General features: G+C 63.8%; 13 protein-coding genes. 4 read left to right on the plus strand and 9 right to left on the minus strand.

The genetic code is table 11. The features are described 5' to 3' along the window. Positions 1-63 precede the first annotated feature (63 nt). Positions 64-501 (plus strand): YhcB family protein, encoded by a 438-nt coding sequence (locus F6X61_RS20725; RefSeq protein ID WP_110991640.1) that lies wholly within the window; start codon positions 64-66, stop codon positions 499-501. A 141-nt stretch (positions 502-642) separates the two neighbouring features. Here F6X61_RS20725 and mdeB read toward each other — a convergent pair whose 3' ends face one another. Both mdeB and F6X61_RS20735 read right to left on the minus strand, forming a co-directional pair. Continuing rightward, positions 643-3,333 carry an alpha-ketoglutarate dehydrogenase gene (gene mdeB / locus F6X61_RS20730; protein ID WP_153788245.1) on the minus strand — a complete coding sequence of 897 codons (2,691 nt, stop codon included), beginning with the start codon at positions 3,331-3,333 and terminating at the stop codon, positions 643-645. Between the two features lie 24 nt (positions 3,334-3,357). Next, positions 3,358-4,554 carry a methionine gamma-lyase gene (locus F6X61_RS20735; protein ID WP_153788246.1) on the minus strand — a complete coding sequence of 399 codons (1,197 nt, stop codon included), beginning with the start codon at positions 4,552-4,554 and terminating at the stop codon, positions 3,358-3,360. A 127-nt stretch (positions 4,555-4,681) separates the two neighbouring features. Here F6X61_RS20735 and F6X61_RS20740 point away from each other — a divergent pair, with 127 nt between their 5' ends. Then, the gene (locus tag F6X61_RS20740; protein ID WP_153788248.1) at positions 4,682-5,161 is read left to right on the plus strand and encodes an Lrp/AsnC family transcriptional regulator; all 480 of its coding nucleotides are present in this window, start codon (positions 4,682-4,684) and stop codon (positions 5,159-5,161) included. A gap of 196 nt (positions 5,162-5,357) precedes the next feature. Here F6X61_RS20740 and cysN read toward each other — a convergent pair whose 3' ends face one another. The 3 genes from cysN to F6X61_RS20755 all read right to left on the minus strand — a co-directional run bounded on the left by cysN (position 5,358) and on the right by F6X61_RS20755 (position 9,165). Beyond that, a complete protein-coding gene (gene cysN, locus F6X61_RS20745) occupies positions 5,358-7,259 on the minus strand; it encodes a sulfate adenylyltransferase subunit CysN (RefSeq protein WP_125462691.1) in 1,902 nt (633 codons plus the stop codon). A gap of 16 nt (positions 7,260-7,275) precedes the next feature. Next, positions 7,276-8,193, minus strand: coding sequence for a sulfate adenylyltransferase subunit CysD (gene cysD, locus F6X61_RS20750; RefSeq protein ID WP_110991645.1), 918 nt, complete (start codon positions 8,191-8,193; stop codon positions 7,276-7,278). 213 nt (positions 8,194-8,406) lie between these two features. After that, positions 8,407-9,165, minus strand: coding sequence for a Nif3-like dinuclear metal center hexameric protein (locus F6X61_RS20755; RefSeq protein WP_153788249.1), 759 nt, complete (start codon positions 9,163-9,165; stop codon positions 8,407-8,409). A gap of 280 nt (positions 9,166-9,445) precedes the next feature. Here F6X61_RS20755 and algW point away from each other — a divergent pair, with 280 nt between their 5' ends. Then, a complete protein-coding gene (gene algW / locus F6X61_RS20760; RefSeq protein ID WP_110991647.1) occupies positions 9,446-10,606 on the plus strand; it encodes a Do family serine endopeptidase AlgW in 1,161 nt (386 codons plus the stop codon). 184 nt (positions 10,607-10,790) lie between these two features. On the opposite strand, the gene F6X61_RS20765 is transcribed toward algW, so the two are convergent. From F6X61_RS20765 to F6X61_RS20780, 4 genes are all read right to left on the minus strand, one after another. Then, on the minus strand, positions 10,791-11,555 hold the full coding sequence (locus F6X61_RS20765) for an amino acid ABC transporter ATP-binding protein (protein WP_153788251.1): 765 nt from the start codon (positions 11,553-11,555) through the stop codon (positions 10,791-10,793). A gap of 10 nt (positions 11,556-11,565) precedes the next feature. Continuing rightward, entirely contained in the window at positions 11,566-12,663 is a 1,098-nt protein-coding gene (locus tag F6X61_RS20770; RefSeq protein ID WP_125462686.1) for an amino acid ABC transporter permease, read from the minus strand. Between the two features lie 10 nt (positions 12,664-12,673). After that, positions 12,674-13,852 carry an amino acid ABC transporter permease gene (locus F6X61_RS20775; RefSeq protein WP_153788253.1) on the minus strand — a complete coding sequence of 393 codons (1,179 nt, stop codon included), beginning with the start codon at positions 13,850-13,852 and terminating at the stop codon, positions 12,674-12,676. Between the two features lie 67 nt (positions 13,853-13,919). Then, positions 13,920-14,948: an amino acid ABC transporter substrate-binding protein gene (locus F6X61_RS20780; protein ID WP_153788255.1), complete on the minus strand. Its 1,029-nt coding sequence runs from the start codon at positions 14,946-14,948 to the stop codon at positions 13,920-13,922. A gap of 336 nt (positions 14,949-15,284) precedes the next feature. Between F6X61_RS20780 and F6X61_RS20785 the strand changes: the two genes are divergently transcribed. Further along, on the plus strand, positions 15,285-15,941 hold the full coding sequence (locus F6X61_RS20785) for an alpha/beta hydrolase (RefSeq protein WP_153788256.1): 657 nt from the start codon (positions 15,285-15,287) through the stop codon (positions 15,939-15,941). Positions 15,942-16,046: the final 105 nt, after the last annotated feature.

Genomic DNA, 16,046 nt, shown 5'->3' on the forward strand with positions numbered 1-16,046 from the left:
GCGGTATACAGCGCAGGTCTGAGCCGTTAACGTAAAGCAAAGCCGTTTATAGAGGAAGGACTCGTGGAACACTCGCTCCTTGTTTGGTTGCTGCCGACCCTGGCCCTGGTCATCGGTGTCGTTGCAGGTTTCGCGCTGGCCCGCCTGCTGCCCAATGCGGCGCCCAGCAATACCCAACGCCAGCTGGATGACATCCAACAGCGTTTCGACACCTATCAGAACGAAGTGGTCACCCACTTCAACAGCACCGCCTCGCTGGTGCAGAAGCTCACGCAAAGCTACCAGGACGTGCAGGACCACCTGGCCGACGGCGCCAACCGCCTGGCCCTGGACGAGCTGACCCGCCAGCGCCTGCTGGCTGCCCTGCACTCGGAAGCGGCGCAAGCACCACGTGACCGCCTCACGCCACCGAAAGACACCGCCGAAGTGCCGCGTGACTATGCGCCCAAGGCACCTAATTCGCCGGGCATGCTGGATGAGAGCTACGGCTTGAAGCGTTGATCGGATGAAATGAAGAAGGCCTCGAAAGAGGCCTTTTTTGTGGGCGTCGCAGTCACCATCGCGGGGCAAGCCCGCTCCCACGCAGACAGGGTATGGCGTGGGAGCGGGCTTGCCCCGCAATCTGGACGGCACCGGCTAACCTCAGCGGTACCAGGCCGCCTCATCATCTACGATCGCGTACCGCGCCCTGGCCTGCCCCAATACTTCCCGCGGCAACCTTCCTTGCCGCACCAGCCCATACAACGCCGCCATCACCACCGCAAACCGATCCACCTCGAAGAACCGCCGCAGGTGCTGACGGTTATCGCTGCGGCCGAAGCCATCGGTGCCCAGGGTGATGTAAGGCGCATCGACATACTCGGCGATCAGTTGCGGCCAGGCGCGCACGTAATCACTGGCAGCGACCACAGGCGCGTCATCCGCCAGGCAGCGCCGAACATGGCTGTCCTCTGCATCTCCAGCTATTGCCGCCCGACGCTGATCCCTGGCATCCCGAGCCAGCTCACTGAAGCTGGTAACACTGAACACCTCGCTGTCGACCTGCCATTCGGTCGCCAACAGTTCACTGGCAGCGATCACCTCACGCAGGATCGCCCCCGAACCCAGCAGCCGTACCTGAGCACGCGGCGTCAATGCTTGCTGGCGTGCGTGCAGGTACATGCCACGCAACACATCGCCGTGCATGCCCGGCGGCAGCGACGGCTGTGGATAGTTTTCGTTCATGACCGCCACGTAGTGGAACTCGTCGCAGTGCTCCACCAGCATGCGCCGTGCGGCATGGTCGAGGATCACCGCCAGCTCCCCGGCGAAGCACGGATCCCAGGCCCGGCAGTTGGGCACCATCGCAGCCATGACCAGGCTCGAACCATCCTGGTGCTGCAACCCCTCCCCGCCGAGCGTGGTGCGCCCGGCAGTGGCGCCCAGCAACAGGCCACGGGCGCGCTGGTCGGCGGCGGCCCAGATCAGGTCGCCGACACGCTGGAAGCCGAACATCGAGTAATAGATGTACACCGGCAGCATCGGCTCGCCGTGCACCGCATAGGAAGTGGCGGCCGCGACCCAGGACGAGATCGCCCCGGCCTCGGTGATGCCCTCTTCCAGCAACTGGCCGTCGCGCGCCTCCTTGTACGTCAACAGCGAGCCGGCATCCTCAGGCTCGTAGCGCTGCCCCGCCGGTGAGTAGATACCGATCTGGCGGAACAGGCTGGCCATGCCGAAGGTTCGCGCCTCATCGGCGACGATCGGCACCACACGCGGCCCCAGCCCCGGTGCCTTGAGCCAGTGGCCGAGCAGGCGCACGGCGGCCATGGTGGTGGACATTTCCTTGCCGTCGGCCTGCAGGGCGAAACCCGCGAACGCATCGAGCGCCGGCAGTGGCAGCCTGGCACAGTCGCTGCGGCGCACCGGCAGGGGGCCGCCAAGGGCCTCCCGGCGCTGGCGCAGGTAGACCATCTCCGGGCTGTCCTCGGCCGGACGATAGAAGCGCAGTTGCTCCACCGCCTCGTCCGACAGCGGCAGATGGAAACGATCGCGAAATGCCAACAGCGCCTGCACATCCAGCTTCTTGGCCTGGTGCGCGGTCATCCGTGACTCACCGGCGCTGCTCATGCCGTAGCCTTTCTTGGTCTTGGCCAGGATCACCGTTGGCCGCCCCTTGCACGCCTTGGCCGCGGCATAGGCCGCGTGCAGCTTGCGAAAGTCATGGCCACCGCGCTTGAGGGCATTGATCTCCTCACTGCTCATGTGCGCCACCAGGCGCTGTAAGGCCGGGTCCTGGTTGAAGAAATGCTCGAGGTTATAGCTGCCATCCTTGGCGCCCAGGTTCTGGAACTGGCCATCGGGTGTCGCCGCCAGCTGGCGCAGCAACGCGTGCTCGTGGTCGCGGGCGAACAGCGCGTCCCACTCCGAGCCCCACAGCACCTTGATCACATTCCAGCCGGCACCGCTGAACAACGCTTCCAGCTCCTGGACGATCTGGCCGTTGCCACGCACCGGGCCATCCAGGCGCTGCAGGTTGCAGTTGACGATGAAGGTCAGGTTGTCCAGCCCTTCACGGGCGGCCAGGGTCAGACCGGCGACAGACTCCGGCTCGTCCATCTCGCCGTCGCCGAATACGCCCCACACATGCCGCGCCGAGGTATCCAGCAGGCCACGATGCTGCAGGTAGCGCATGAAGCGCGCCTGGTAGATCGCACTGAGCGGGCCGATGCCCATGGAGCCGGTGGGGAATTGCCAGAAATCGGGCATCAGCCAGGGGTGTGGATAAGAGCACAGGCCATTGCCCGCGACCTCCTGGCGGTAGTTGGCCAGTTGCTGTTCGCTCAAACGCCCTTCGAGAAACGCCCGGGCGTAAATGCCCGGCGCCGAGTGCGGCTGGAAGAACACCAGGTCGCCCGTGCGCCCCTCGCCGCCGCTTTCGCCGCGGAAGAAGTGCTGGAAACCGACCTCGAAGATCTCCGCCGCCGAGGCGTAGCTGGCGATATGCCCGCCCAGCTCGCCATAGGCATGGTTGGCCCGCACCACCATGGCCAGGGCGTTCCAGCGCAGGATCCCGGTGATCCGCTCGTCCAGCTCCAGGTCGCCGGGGTAGGCCCCCTGCTGCTCCACTGGCAAGGTATTGCGGTAGGCGGAAAACGCCTGGGCCTCGCGCTCAAGGCCCAGCTCCAAGGCGTGGGCCTGCAGGCGCTGCAGCAGGTAGCGCGCCCGCGCCGGGCCGCAATGGGCCAGGCTGGATTCCAGGGCCTGGCACCATTCGGCGGTTTCCGCCGGGTCGCTGTCCAACGCGGCATCGTGGGCCGTAAACGGCGCGTTCGGGTTCATCATCGCTACCATCGCGCAAGCCTCTTCCGTGGCAGTTCAGGCACAGGCCTTCAGGGCCTGGTCGATATCGGCCAGCAAGTCGTCGATGTCTTCGAGCCCCACCGACAACCGCACCAGCCCCTCGGAAATACCATGATGCGCCCGCTCCTCGGGCGTGTAGCTGGAGTGGGTCATGCTCGCCGGGTGCTGGGCCAGCGATTCGGCATCACCCAGGCTCACCGCCCGGCTGAACAGCTGCAAGGCATTCATGAACCGGCGCCCGGCCTCGATGCCGCCCTTGAGCTCGAAGGCGATCATCCCGCCCGGCAGGCGCATCTGCCGTTGCGCCAAGGCGTACTGAGGGAACGACGGCAGGCCTGGATAATGGATCAGCTCGACCTGTGGCTGACGGGCAAGGTGCTCGGCCAACCGCTGCGCGTTGGCGCAATGGCGGTCCAGGCGCAGGGCCAGGGTCTTCATGCCACGCATCAGCAGCGAGGCGTCGTGGGGCGACAGCACCGCGCCGGTCATGTCCTTGAGCCCTTGCAGGCGAATGCGGTCGACCAACGCCTTGCGCCCGACCACCAGGCCGGCGGTGATGTCGCCGTGGCCGGACAGGTATTTGGTCGCCGAGTGCACCACCAGGTCGGCGCCCAGCTCCAGAGGGCGCTGCAGATAAGGCGTGCAGTAAGTATTGTCGACCACGATGCTGATGTCGTGGCCACGCACCGCCTCGGCCACAGCGGCGATATCCACCAGCTGCATGTTGGGGTTGGCCGGGGTTTCGAAGTAGATCATCCGGGTTTTCGCGGTGATCGCGGCTTTGAGCGCCTGCGGGTCGTTGAGGTCGACATGCTGGATCTTCACACCGAACTCACCGATGCCGTGGTGCAGGTAGGCAAAGGTGCAGCCATACAGGGTGCGGCCGACGATCAGCTCATCCCCCGGGCGTAGCAGGGTCCACAAGGTGGAGGTGATGGCGCCCATGCCCGAAGCCAGTGCCAGCCCGGCCTCGCCGCCTTCGAGCGACGCCATGCGCTGCTCCAGCAAGGCCAGGGTCGGGTTGGAGATGCGGCTGTAGAAGTGCCCACCCTCCTCGCCGGCAAAGCAGGCAGCGCCGTATTCGACGGTCGGAAAAGCGAAAGTGGCGGTCTGATAGACCGGCGGCACCAGGGCGCCGCCATGGGACAGCGGGTCATAGCCGTAATGGATGGCCCGCGTGGAAAAACCGGTGTTGTTTTTGGAGTCGCGCATGGCAACAGCCTCGTGTGGTTTGTTATAAGCTTATGCCACCGAGCTGCTGCAATTTTTCCAAAGTTGCCCACGCAATCGGGCCAGTATTGGAATAAAAACAATAAATGGTTAACCAGGAGGGCAAATCATGCCTTCGACCCTCGACCGCACCGACCGCGCCCTGCTCGCCGCCCTGCAGGACAACGCGCGCCTGACCGTCTCCGAACTTGCCGACCAGGTCGCCCTGACCACCTCGCCGTGCTGGCGACGGGTCAAGTTGCTGGAGGACAACGGCTACATCACCGGCTACCAGGCCACTCTCTCGCCCAAGGCGCTGGGCTTCGGCGTCACCGCCTTCGTCAGCATCATGATGGACTCGCACACCAAGGAGATGGCCCTGGCGTTCGAGCGGCGGCTGATGGAGATCCCCGAGATCGTCGCCTGCCACAACATCTCAGGGCGCTATGACTTTTTGCTGGAGATCCTGGCGCGCGATCTGGAGTCGTTCGGGGAATTCACCCGGGAGGTGCTGCAGCGATTGCCGGGGGTGAAGGAGATCTATTCGAGTTTTTCCTACAAGGCGGTGAAGGAACGCAGAGTCATCCCCGTTTCGGAAAAGCATATTTAGCTAAAGCGTGGGAGCGGGCTTGCCCCGCGATAAAGCCAGCCCAGGCAACCGCTTCGCATGGCATGGACTGCGTCCATGATCGCGGGGCAAGCCCGCTCCCACAGTACCGCGCCGAACTCAAAACCCGCTCCCACAGGCATACCGCCCACAAAAGAAAAAACCCGCCGAAGCGGGTTTTTTCATGTACGACGACGGATCAGATCGCCCCACGCTGACGCAGCACATCCAGCACCAGCTTCACGCCTTCATCGACGCTGACCGACTGGGTGTCGATCACCAGGTCCGCATCCAGCGGCACGTCGTACGGGAAGCTCTCGCCCGGAATGTTGTCGCCACCGGCAGCGTACAGCCCCTGCGGGTCACGCTCGCGGCAGGCCAGCGGCGAGGCCTGGACGTAAACGGTCACCAGGCGCTCCTTGCCGATCAGCGCCTTGGCCTGTTCGCGGCCTTCGGCGTCCGGGGCAACGAAAGCAGCCAGGGTCAGCAGGCCGGCTTCGTTGAACTGGCGCGCCACATGGGCGGCGCGGCGCCAGTTCTCGGTGCGGCCGGCGCGGTCCTGCGGCAGGCCCTTGTTCAGGTCGTGGCGCAGGTTCTGGCCATCGAGCACGTAGACCGCACGGCCCATGTCGAACAGCTTGCGCTCGACCGCATAGGCCAGGGTGCTCTTGCCAGCGCCGGAGAGGCCGCTGAACAGCACGGTGGCCGGTTGCTGGCCAAAGCGCAGGGCGCGCTCTTCGGTAGCCACGTGGGCCAGCTTGCCATGCTGGCCGGCGCTGCCGTGGGGCAGTACCGGCGGCGCGATGATCATGCCGGCGCCGACGGTGCCGTTGGTCAGGCGGTCGATGACGATGAACGCACCGGTGGTGCGGTTGCTGTCGTAACCGTCCAGAGCGATGGCGCTGTCCAGGGCGACCTTGACGCGACCGATCTCGTTCAGTTGCAGCGCGCTGGCGGCGCCCTGCTCGAGGGTGTTCACATCGACCTTGTGGGTGATGCTGGCAATCGAGCCCGGCACGTAGCTGGTGGCGCGCTTGATGTCGTATTTCTTGCCCGGGAGCATCGGCTCCTCGGCCATCCACACCAGCATGGCGTCGAACTGGTCGGTCACCTGCGGCACGTTGTCGGCATGCACCAGCAGGTCGCCACGGGAGATGTCGATCTCGTCTTCCATGGTCAGGGTCACTGCCTGGCCAGGGCCGGCGTTCTCCAGCTCACCTTCGAAGGTGACGATGGACTTGACCCGGCTGCTCTTGCCCGACGGCAGCACGACGATCTCGTCGCCCTTGTGCACCACGCCACCGGCGATGGTGCCGGCAAAGCCGCGGAAGTTCAGGTTCGGGCGGTTGACGTACTGCACCGGGAAGCGCAGGTCGGTGACATTGCGGTCGGCGGCGATCTCGACGGACTCGAGGATCTCCATCAGCACCGGGCCGGTGTACCACGGCGACTGCTCGCTGCGGTTGACCACGTTGTCGCCCTTGAGCGCCGACATCGGCACGAAGTGCAGGCTCGATGGCTTGAGGTTGATGCTCTCGGCGAACTTCAGGTAGTCGGCCTTGATCGACTCGAAGACCTGCTCGTCGAAGCCCTTGAGGTCCATCTTGTTGACCGCGACGACGATGTGCTTGATGCCCAGCAACGAAGCGATGTAGCTGTGCCGGCGGGTCTGGGTTTGCACGCCGTAGCGGGCATCGACCAGGATGATCGCCAGGTCGCAGGTCGAGGCGCCGGTGGCCATGTTGCGGGTGTACTGCTCGTGGCCCGGGGTGTCGGCGATGATGAACTTGCGCTTGGCGGTGGAGAAGTAGCGGTAGGCGACATCGATGGTGATGCCCTGCTCGCGCTCGGCCTGCAGGCCGTCCACCAGCAGCGCCAGGTCGACTTCCTCGCCAGTGGTGCCGGATTTCTTCGAGTCGCGGGTGATGGCCTCGAGGTGGTCTTCGTAGATCATCTTGGAGTCGTGCAGCAGGCGCCCGATCAGGGTGCTCTTGCCGTCGTCCACGTTGCCGCAGGTGAGGAAACGCAGCAGTTCTTTGCGCTCGTGCTGAGCCAGATAAGCGAGGATGTCTTCGCTGATCAAATCGGATTGGTGCGACATGGAGTAACCCTGAAAATTAGAAGTAGCCCTGACGTTTCTTGTCTTCCATGGAGCCTGCGCCATCGTGGTCGATGACCCGGCCCTGACGCTCGGAAGTCCGCGTCAGAAGCATTTCCTGGATGATGTCGGTCAGCGTTTCGGCTTCGGACTCGACCGCGCCCGTCAACGGGTAGCAGCCCAGGGTACGGAAACGCACTTTCTTCTTGACGATGCGCGCCTTCTCTTCCTCGGAAAGGTGCTCGAGGATGCGTTCGTCGTCGATCATGATCAGGGTGCCGTTCTTCTCGATCACTTCACGCTCGGCAGCGAAGTACAGCGGCACGATCGGGATGCCTTCGAGGTAGATGTACTGCCAGATGTCCAGCTCGGTCCAGTTGGACAGCGGGAACACACGGATCGACTCGCCCTTGTTGACCTTGCCGTTGTAGATGTTCCACAGCTCCGGGCGCTGGTTCTTCGGGTCCCAGCGGTGCTTGCTGTCGCGGAACGAGTACACGCGCTCTTTCGCGCGGGACTTCTCTTCGTCGCGGCGCGCGCCACCGAAGGCGGCGTCGAAACCATGCTTGTCCAACGCCTGTTTCAGGCCCTGGGTCTTCATGATGTCGGTGTGCTTGGAGCTGCCATGGGTGAACGGGTTGATGCCCTGCGCCACACCCTCGGGGTTGACGTGGGTGATCAGCTCCAGGCCCATCTCCTCGACCATCTTGTCGCGGAAGCTGTACATCTCCTGGAACTTCCACTGGGTGTCGACGTGCATCACCGGGAACGGCAGCTTGCCCGGGAAGAAGGCCTTGCGCGCCAGGTGCAGCATGACCGCGGAATCCTTGCCGATCGAGTACAGCATCACCGGGTTGTCGAACTCGGCGGCCACCTCGCGGATGATATGGATGCTCTCCGCCTCCAGCTGTTTCAAGTGCGTCAGATTGTCGACCATGGCTACTCACGAAAAACGATCTTATGGACGGCCTGCGGGCCGTGTTCGAGCGAGCCACTTTATCACAGCGCCTGATTCTATTTAGGAGGCCGCCTAGATCGAAACAATCTAACGATATGACTGGGGGTTTGGGCCAAAAAGCATCGCGGGGCAAGCCCGCTCCCACGCCGTCTGGTGCTGGCGTGGGAGCGGGCTTGCCCCGCGAAAGGGCCATCAGATCGGGTTCGGGCAATCGATGAACAGGTGCTCCAGGGCAAACCTCCGCGCCAGGTAATCCCCCAACGCCTGCACGCCATAACGCTCGGTGGCATGGTGCCCGGCGGCAATGAAGCTGATGCCGTTCTCGCGGGCACTGTGGAAAGTCTGCTCCGACGCCTCGCCGCTGATGAACAGGTCGACACCTGCTGCAATCGCGGTGTCGATATAGCCTTGCCCGCCCCCAGTACACCACCCCACCCGGCGGATCATCTGCTCGCCCTCGATCACCAGCGGTTCACGGCCCATGACTTCCTGCACCCGGCGGGCGAAATCACGCGCCGACAGCGGCTCGGCCAACGAACCGACCAGGCCCACTACCTTGGGGTTGTTCGGGTCCAGCGGGCCTTCGACGGTGATGTCGAGCTGGCGCGCCAACTGCACGTTGTTGCCCACTTCCGGGTGCAAGTCCAGCGGCAGGTGGTAGGCCAACAGGCTGATGTCGTGCTTGAGCAGGGTCTTCAGGCGGCGCTGCTTCATGCCGGTGATGCAAGGATTCTCACCCTTCCAGAAATAACCGTGGTGAACCAGCACCAGGTCGGCCTCGGCCTCGACGGCGGCATCGAGCAGTGCCTGACTGGCGGTGACCCCGGTAACGATACGGCTGACCTGCGGGCGGCCTTCGACCTGCAGGCCGTTGGGGCAGTAATCCTGGATTTTTGCACTGGCCAGGTAGCGCTCGGCTTCCTCGACCAGGGTATTGAGGGCGACGGCCATGAAAAATCTCCTCGAAATCGACGTTGCACCAGGGCACGAAGCCCTATAATGGCCGCCATTATGGGCCGTCACCGGCGCAGGGGAAACCGGTGACAAGTGCTTGGGGGACTCTCCCATCGCGGGGCAAGCCCGCTCCCACGCCTTCGATATCTGGCGTGGGAGCGGGCTTGCCCCGCGATGAGGCAGCCGTCGCCGATCGACTTTTTCACGTGTATGATCGCGCGCGCTCGCACCCTGGGCCGCACCGATGTGGCCCCCGCCCTACTCCCAGGATTGATTCATGCTCAAGGCTCTGCGTTATTTCGGCTGGCCCCTGCTCACCGGCGTATTGATCGCCATGCTGGTCATCCAGCGCTTCCCGCAATGGGTCGGCCTGCCCAGCCAGGACGTCAACCTGCAGCAGGCCCCGCAGACCACCCGGATCATGCAGGGCCCGGTCTCCTATGCCGATGCCGTGACTCTGGCCGCTCCGGCGGTGGTCAACCTGTACACCACCAAGGTGGTCAACAAGAGCGCCCACCCGCTGTTCGAAGACCCGCAATTCCGGCGCTTCTTCGGCGACAACCTGCCCAAGCAGCGGCGCTGGGAATCGAGCCTGGGTTCGGCGGTGATCATGAGCCCCGAGGGCTACCTGCTGACCAACAACCACGTCACCAGCGGTGCCGACCAGATCGTCGTGGCGCTCAAGGATGGCCGCGAAACCCTGGCCCGGGTCATCGGCAGTGACCCGGAAACCGACCTCGCGGTGCTGAAGATCGACCTCAAGAACCTGCCGGCGATCACCATCGGCCGTTCCGACAACATCCACATCGGCGACGTCACCCTGGCCATCGGCAACCCCTTCGGCGTCGGCCAGACGGTGACCATGGGCATCATCAGCGCCACCGGCCGCAACCAGCTGGGCCTGAACAACTACGAAGACTTCATCCAGACCGACGCGGCGATCAACCCGGGCAACTCCGGCGGCGCGCTGGTCGATGCCAACGGCAACCTGGTGGGCATCAACACGGCGATCTTCTCCAAGTCCGGCGGCTCGCAAGGCATCGGCTTCGCCATTCCGGTCAAGCTGGCACTGGAGGTGATGAAATCGATCGTCGAGCACGGCCAGGTGATCCGTGGCTGGCTGGGCATCGAAGTGCAGCCGCTGAGCCAGGAGCTGGCCGAATCGTTCGGCATGCAGGGGCGCCCGGGCATCGTCGTGGCGGGGATTTTCCGCGATGGCCCGGCGGCACGTGCGGGGCTGCAGTTGGGGGATGTGATCCTCAGCATCAACGGCGAGCCGGCCGGCGATGGCCGCAAGTCGATGAACCAGGTGGCGCGGATCAAGCCTACCGAAAAGATCACCATCGAAGTGGTGCGCAATGGTCAGCAGTTGAAGCTGATCGCCGAGGTGGGGCTGCGGCCGCCGCCTGCGCCGGTGGCCGCAAAAGAAGAGAACTGAGACTACACGGACCGCCCTGTAGGAGCGGCCTTGTGTCGCGATGGGGCGCGCAAGCGGCCCCAGGTTTTCAGCTTCGCAACACATATCCCCGGGGCCGCTACGCGGCCCATCGCGACACAAGGCCGCTCCTACAGGTGACCGTGTCAGCCTCTCCAAAAAGGGCTGCAGAGCAGCCCTTTTGCCATCAATGCAGGATCTGGCTCAGGAACAACTTGGTCCGGTCACTGCGCGGCCGGTCGAAGAACTCGTCCGGCGACGCCTGCTCGACGATCTCGCCCTTGTCCATGAAGATCACCCGGTTCGCCACGGTGCGGGCAAAGCCCATCTCGTGGGTCACGCAGAGCATGGTCATGCCGTCCTCGGCCAGGCTGACCATGGTGTCGAGCACCTCCTTCACCATCTCCGGGTCGAGCGCCGAAGTCGGTTCGTCGAACAGCATGATCTTCGGCTTCATGCACAGCGCCCGGGCAATCGCCACGCGCTGCTGCTGACCACCGGACAACTGCCCCGGGTACTTGTGCGCCTGCTCTGGAATACGCACGCGTTCCAGGAAGTGCATGGCGATTTCCTCGGCCTTGCGCCGCGGCATCTTGCGCACCCACATGGGCGCCAGGGTGCAGTTCTCGAGGATGCTCAGGTGCGGGAACAGGTTGAAGTGCTGGAACACCATGCCCACCTCGCGGCGGATCGCCTCGATCTGCTTGAGGTCGTTGGTCAGCTCCACACCGTCGACGACGATGCGCCCCTGCTGGTGCTCTTCCAGGCGGTTGAGGCAGCGGATGGTGGTCGACTTGCCCGAGCCGGACGGCCCACACAACACGATGCGCTCACCCTGGCGCACGTTCAGGTTGATGTCCTTGAGCACATGGAACTGGCCGTACCACTTGTTCACGCCCTGCATCTGGATGATGCCTTCGGGGCCGGCAGGCTGCTTGATCGCTTCACTCATTTCGAAACTCCTAACGCTTGTGGCCAGTGTCCAGCTTGCGCTCCAGATGCATGGAGTAGCGGGACATACCGAAACAGAAAATCCAGAACACCAGGGCGGCGAACACGTAGCCTTCGGTCGCCATGCCCAGCCAGGCAGGGTCGGCAGCCGCCTGCTTGACGCTGTTGAGCAGGTCGAACAGGCCGATGATGATCACCAGGCTTGTGTCCTTGAACAGGGCAATGAAGGTGTTGACGATGCCGGGGATCACCAGCTTGAGCGCCTGGGGCAGGATCACCAGGCCCATCGCCCGCCAGTAGCCCAGGCCCATGGCCGCGGCCGCTTCGTACTGGCCCTTGGGGATGGCCTGCAAGCCACCGCGCACCACCTCGGCGATGTACGCCGACTGGAACAGGATCACGCCGATCATCGCCCGCAGCAGCTTGTCGAAGCTCATGCCCTCGGGCAGGAACAGCGGCAGCATCACCGAGGACATGAACAGCACGGTGATCAGCGGCACGCCGCGCCAGAACTCGATGAAGGTGACACAGACCACCTTCACCGCCGGCATGTTCGAACGGCGCCCCAGGGCCAGCAGGATACCCAGCGGCAGCGCACCGACGATGCCGACCGTGGCGATCACCAGGGTGAGCATCAGGCCGCCCCACTGGTTGGTGGGTACGTTGGCCAGGCCCAGGTAACCGCCATGCAGCAGGGTGTAGGCCAGCACCGGGTACAGCACCAGGAAGCCCAGCCCATACACGGCCTTGCGTGGGAAGCGCTTGATGAACAACGGCGCGGCGCCGAGCACCGCGAGCCAGACGGTCAGGTCGACGCGCCAGCGCAGCTCGCTGGGGTAGTAGCCATACATGAACTGGCCGAAACGCTGCTGGATGAACACCCAGCAGGCGCCGTCCTTGGTGCAGTCGGCACGGGTGGTGCCGACCCAGTTGGCATCGATGAACGCCCATTGCAGCAAGGGCGGCACGATCAGCCACACCAGGTACAGGGCGAACAGCGTCAGCAGGGTGTTCAGCCAGCTGGAGAACAGGTTGGCCCGCATCCAGGCGAGCACGCCGATGGTCTTCACCGGTGGCGGCATGTCAGGTTTGAAAACATGAGCTGTCACGGAAGTACCCTCACCGTTCGATCAGCGCAATGCGCTTGTTGTACCAGTTCATCAGCAGCGAAATGCTGATGCTGATGGCGAGATAGACGCTCATGGTGATGGCGATCACCTCGATGGCCTGGCCGGTCTGGTTGAGCACGGTACCGGCGAACAGCGAGACCATCTCCGGGTAGCCGATACCGGCGGCCAGCGACGAGTTCTTCGCCAGGTTCAGGTACTGGCTGGTCAGCGGCGGAATGATCACCCGCAGCGCCTGGGGGATGATCACCTTGCGCAGCGTCGGGCCTTCGCGCAGGCCGAGCGAGCGGGCCGCTTCGGTCTGGCCATGGCTGACCGAGCGAATGCCGGAGCGCACGATTTCAGCGATGAACGCTGCGGTATAGATGGTCAGCGCCAGGGTCAACGCCAGCAGCTCGGGGATCAGCACCCAGCCACCGACGAAGTTGAAGCCCTTGAGCTGCGGCACTTCCCAGTGCACCGGGCTGCCGAACAGCAGCGCACAGACGCCAGGGATGCCGATGAACAGCAGCAGGCCGACCCAGAACTTGTGGAACGGCTGGCCGGTCTCGTCGAAGCGCTTGTTGGCATGGCGCACCATCAGCACGATGGCGACGATTGCCAGCACCAGCGCCGCCACGAACGGCCAGAAGCCCTCGGCCATCGAGGCACCGGGCATGTTCAGGCCACGGTTGCTGATGAAGAAGGTGTCGTCGATATTGATGCTGCCCCGCGGCCCCGGAAGGGTGAGGAACACCGCGAAGTACCAGAACAGGATTTGCAGCAGCGGCGGGATGTTGCGGAAGGTCTCCACGTATACCGTCGCCAGCTTGTTGATCATCCAGTTCTGCGACAGCCGTGCCACGCCGATGATGAAGCCCAGCAGCGTCGCCAGGATGATGCCGATGAAGGTCACCAGCAGGGTGTTGAGCAGGCCGATGACGAACACCCGGGCATAGCTGTCCGATTCCACATAGGGGATCAGGTGCTGGGCAATGCCGAAGCCGGCACTGCGCTCGAGGAAGTCGAAGCCCGAGGTGATGCCCCGGTGCTGCAGGTTGGTCTGGGTATTGTGGAACAGGTACCAGCCCAGGCCGGCCACGAAGACCACCGTGACGATCTGGAACAGCCACGCGCGCACACGTGGATCGCTAAGGGAAAACCCTTTCCGTGCGCCGATTTGATTTTGCATGAAGTGCCCCGAAAAGAAGGGAGTCGAACGACCTGCGGCGGCTGGATGCCGCCGCAGGGTGCAGGCATCAGCGCACTGGCGGTGCGTACTGGATGCCGCCGTTGTTCCACAGGGCGTTCAAGCCGCGGTCGATCTGCAGCGGGGTTTCCTTGCCCAGGTTCTTCTCGAACACTTCACCGTAGTTGCCGACCTGCTTGACGATCTGTACCACCCAGTCCTTGGGCAGCTTCAGGTCCTTGCCGTACTCGCCGTCGGCGCCGAGCATGCGGGCGACGTCGGGGTTCTTGGTGGCCTTGGCTTCGGCCTCGACGTTCTTCGAGGTAATGCCCATCTCTTCGGCATTGAGCATGGCGAACAGGGTCCACTTGACGATGCTGAACCACTCTTCGTCGCCTTTACGCACCACCGGGCCCAGAGGCTCCTTGGAGATGGTTTCCGGCAGTACCACGTAGTCGGTCGGCGCGGCCAGCTTGGAGCGCTGTGCGTAGAGCTGCGACTTGTCGGAGGTCAGCACGTCGCAACGGCCCGACTCCAGCGACTTGGCGCTCTCGTCGGAGGTGTCGAAGGTGATCGGGGTGTACTTCAGGCCGTTGGCGCGGAAGTAGTCGGAGACGTTCAGCTCGGTGGTGGTACCAGCCTGGATGCAGATGGTGGCGCCGTCGAGCTCCTTGGCGCTGGAAACGCCGAGCTTCTTGTTCACCAGGAAGCCGATGCCGTCGTAGTAGGTGACGCCGGCGAACACCAGGCCCATGCCGGCATCGCGCGAGCTGGTCCAGGTGGTGTTGCGCGACAGTACGTCGACTTCGCCGGACTGCAGCGCGGTGAAGCGCTCCTTGGCGTTGAGCTGGCTGAACTTGACCTTCTTGGCGTCGCCGAACACGGCGGCGGCCACGGCGCGGCAGACATCGGCATCGATGCCGACGATGTTGCCTTTGGCGTCAGGGACCGAGAAACCCGGGAGACCGTCGCTCACGCCACACTGGACGAAGCCCTTCTTCTGCACCGCGTCGAGGGTGGCGCCGGCGTGCGCGGTACCCAGGGTACCCAGTGCAGCGGCGGCGGTCAGGACTGCCAGGGTGGATTTCAACATCTTCATCAACAACCTCCAAATCGCTCTTGTTGTACGAGCCGGAATTGCACCGCACCCTTATGAGGCGCATCCGACCCCGTGTTGGCTTGTTTTTGGGTCAATTGGCGCAATGAGCTGTTCTATGACAGCCTTTATATCCACACGAGGGGTGTTACCGTGACTGGCCCACTCCTTCGCATGACAAGGTCATAGCAAAGGGCGTACCACAGTTGCAGGCTTAAGCGATTAAGCGGGCGTCAAGTAGGAAAAGTTGTAGAGTTGCGACATCTTTTTCTGGCATTAACCTCCATCGCCTTCTTTTTACGCACTCATTACGTACGCACGCACTTTTTCGGAGCAGTCATGACCAACCCGCTGATTCTCGAACCCCAGAACACCGCCGACGCCTGTGTGATCTGGTTGCACGGCCTGGGGGCCGACCGTTACGACTTCCTACCGGTGGCCGAGTTTCTCCAGGAGCGCCTGCTCAGCACCCGCTTCGTCATGCCCCAGGCCCCTACCCGCCCGGTGACCATCAACGGCGGCTATGAAATGCCGAGCTGGTACGACATCAAGGCCATGACCCCGGCGCGGGCCATCGACGAAGCGCAGCTTGAGGAGTCGGCCGCGCAGATCATCGCGCTGATCAAGGCCGAACAGGCCAAGGGCATCAACCTGTCGCGGATCATCCTGGCGGGCTTTTCCCAGGGTGGCGCCGTGGTGCTGCACACCGCCTATATAAAGTGGCAGGAAGCGCTGGGCGGGGTGATTGCCCTGTCCACCTACGCCCCGACCTTCACCGACAGCCAGCAACTGAGCGCCTGCCAGCAGCGCACGCCCGCGCTGTGCCTGCACGGTGTGCATGACCCGGTGGTGATCCCGTCGATGGGCCGCACCGCGTTCGAATACCTCAATACCTGGGGTGTGGCCGCGCAATGGCACGAATACCCGATGGAACACGAGGTGGCGGTGGCCGAGCTGAACGATATCCACGACTGGCTGAGCCGCCAGTTGCAGTGAGCCTGTAGCCGCCCGAGCATTGCACTACGCCGCGCCCGATTCTTGCATTACACTGCCCGGCGTACATTCCTTAACCAGTTGACGAGACGATCGTGCTCAAGGCAC

It is taken from the genome of Pseudomonas sp. EMN2 (assembly GCF_009650555.1).
GTDB classification, from domain to species: Bacteria; Pseudomonadota; Gammaproteobacteria; order Pseudomonadales; family Pseudomonadaceae; genus Aquipseudomonas; species Aquipseudomonas sichuanensis.